Raw genomic sequence first — 2823 nt, 5'->3', positions numbered from 1 at the left:
TAATAGCAACGCAACACGCTTTCATCCAGTTTCTCATCGTTTTTTCCTCAATAATCTGTCATTATTATTATTATTTACGAAGACCCTGCAAAACCATTGTTTTGCTTAATCTCTACATGTTCACGTTTTCGAAATCCTAAAGTATAGACCTATACACTGCGGTTTGAAAATCGCCCAGGGGTTGATATCAAATAAAACCCCTGGGTATTCAAAAATTCTTACTTTAATTATTTTGAAGCTCTGAATGTCCTAAGCTGTCATCCCGTCCCGACCGCCGCGGGAGAAGGATCTCTTTAGAAATAAGAATTATATTTAGAAGATTTTTCGATCAGTTCATAATGACAATATTTAGTAGTTTTTCAAAGCCATCTATTTAAAGCCATCTATTTATTGTTGATTGTATTGGCATATGCTTAAAATTCAGCGCCTGATTTCAAATATTGGATTAATCCCGCCATTTCCTCTTTACTCATGGATTGTTCCAACCCGTCAGGCATCATCGAGGAGCCGGTATTACTGAGCGAAGCTATATTATCCCGCATAACGGTTTCATCCGCGCCGGACGCCTGTCGCAGGGTCACATTGTTATCCGATTCACTCACAATCCATCCGCTTATTGACCGTCCGTTATTCGTTTCGATAACAACCGTTTGATATGAGGGATATACTTCATAATTGGGCATGATCGTATGCAGCAGGATCGCATCCGGGGGCTGGTTTTTAATATCCGTAAGGTCAGGACCCACATTGCCTCCTTCCCCTTCATAGGCATGACAGGAGGAACAAGCCCTGTCGAAAACCTGGGCCCCCGCCTCCGGATCGCCATCAATAGTATTGATCGCCGAAAGGTATTCTTCATAGACTTCCTTGCGGGCTCCCCCCTCCAGTTCAGCAAATAAGGTTTCCGCGCGCTGCTGGATTTCCTCATCTTCATTGTTCATCAATCGCTGCCGATCCACCGAAGAAATCTCAGCGGGGGCCACCACATCATCTTCTATGGCACCCAACAATGCATCTACAAAGGTCGGTGTTGACAGCATTTGAGAAAGGATCGCGGAACGGACATTGGGGGTATACCCGTCCCACCGCTCTTCATCCATCAACAGCCGGGCCCCCTCCCCGGTATTCTGTCGGCCGATGGCCCGCACTACCGCCAGCTGAACGGCACGCGGATTTTCCGGCTGCAATGCCCGGGCGAACACCGGTAGTTGTTCTTCACTGCCTATAAATCCCATTAAGTCAATCACTGTTACCCTGTTTTCCCTATCGGTCTCTGCCATCGTGGTTACCTCTTCGACAAAATCCTGCCAGGATCCTTCTGCCTCTGCGGGAACATCAGCTCCATAGACATAATTCAAGAGCTCACTGGATGACTGGTCGAAATCCCGGCGGCTTGCCAGCCCCTCCATCAATCCCAACATGGCGGAAAACCGCCATCCGCTTCCTTCATTCGCCTGCAGCGTTGTTTCAACAAGGCGCCGCAGCTCTTTTTTGGATCCCCCGTTGCCGAGGACCCCGGCCAAATCCTCCATGACGTGTGCATAGGAATCTGAATCAGCTGGTTGCTGGGACTGAAGATGCTGCAGGAATGCGCCCATGCGTTCGCCCACGCCGCTGAGAATGGCCGCCCGTATCCACCGATCCTCTCCATCGGCTACGGCCAGCGAAGCCAGCGCCTCCAAAACGTCCGGTCCCTCTGCATCCCCCAGCACCAGCGCACACTGAAAACGAACCCGCATGTCGGGATCCCCGCAGGCGCCTGTTACCGCCTCTTGTAGATCCTCAGACTGCATCAGCATTCCCCTCGAGAGCGCCACCGCATTTTCCCGGACGCCCGCTTCCCCGTCGGCCATCGCCTGCCGGAGGATGCCCGGATCCAGTCCTTCCAACTTATGCAGGAGCCACAACGCACGCACGCGGCTTTCCGGCTGAGCAGACTCCATGGCAATCGTTTTCAAGGTTGGGATAACCGTTGAATCGCTGCGCTCCAGCAGCAAGCGATGCGCGGTCTGCCGGTCCCACTGCCTCTCGGAGGTGAGCCACTCTGTGATCCGGGTGACGGGCGTCGCCTCATCCACCCACTGCCTGTCAGCCAGCGAAGAGGACTTATCTTCTGAGAGGATTCTGTAGATCCGGCCCATGTCGTTTCCGGCCTGAAAGTCCATCTTCCCCCGGACCCGCTCGGGCACGTACGCAGGGTGATCAATAACCTTGCGGTGCATATCCACGACATGAAGTCCGTCGGCCGGACCCACCCCGTGGAATACGGGACGGAACCATTCGTCTTCAGAGGCCAAAAATTCTTTCCCCTCATACACCAGTTCCGAGGAAAAAGACACCCCGTCCGGGGACATCTTCTGCCGCTGCACCAGATTCTGGGCCGATTCCGCAATAAAAACGTCCCCCCGGTGCTCCGGGGTCAGTCCGCTGCCCTTGTACACAAAAACGCCGCTGGCCGCCGTGAAGGTCCCCGAGTGCGACTGCCCCATCAGATCCGGGATGAAATCAGCCGACGTTGCCGCATCGCTGATCGGGAAGACTACGGCTTCCCCTCCCGTTTTTGAGACCTCATTGACGGTCTCGTTAAATGAAAGGTGGGGGTTACGATTAAGATCAGAGGGATCAAAGACGATATGCTCGACGGGGGCCCTGTTCCATGTTCCGAATCTCCGGCCATAGCTGTCAAAGGTGTGGCCAAACTGGCTTTTGCCCCCAACTACTTCAACCTCGTAGGTGTCCGGATGAAATCGTACGTCGGAAGCGGTAAAGGTTACCGGCGGCCGGTCGGGATGCAGGGGAGAATAGACTTCTCCCCCGTTTAGT

The 2823-nt window shown here is 53.1% G+C and carries 1 protein-coding gene; it reads right to left on the bottom strand.

The genetic code is table 11. The annotated features are described in order from the left end of the window. Nucleotides 1-413: 413 nt before the first annotated feature. Nucleotides 414-2823, bottom strand: a 2410-nt coding sequence (locus ACESLU_RS13785) for a PVC-type heme-binding CxxCH protein (RefSeq protein ID WP_372639207.1), incomplete at its 5' end; no start/stop codon positions are given.

The sequence above is a fragment of the Fodinibius sp. genome (assembly GCF_041642155.1).
Lineage (GTDB): Bacteria > Bacteroidota > Rhodothermia > Balneolales > Balneolaceae > Fodinibius.
Note: the sequence above shows the minus strand (reverse complement) of the source record. Positions and strands in the feature narration are given on the sequence as shown.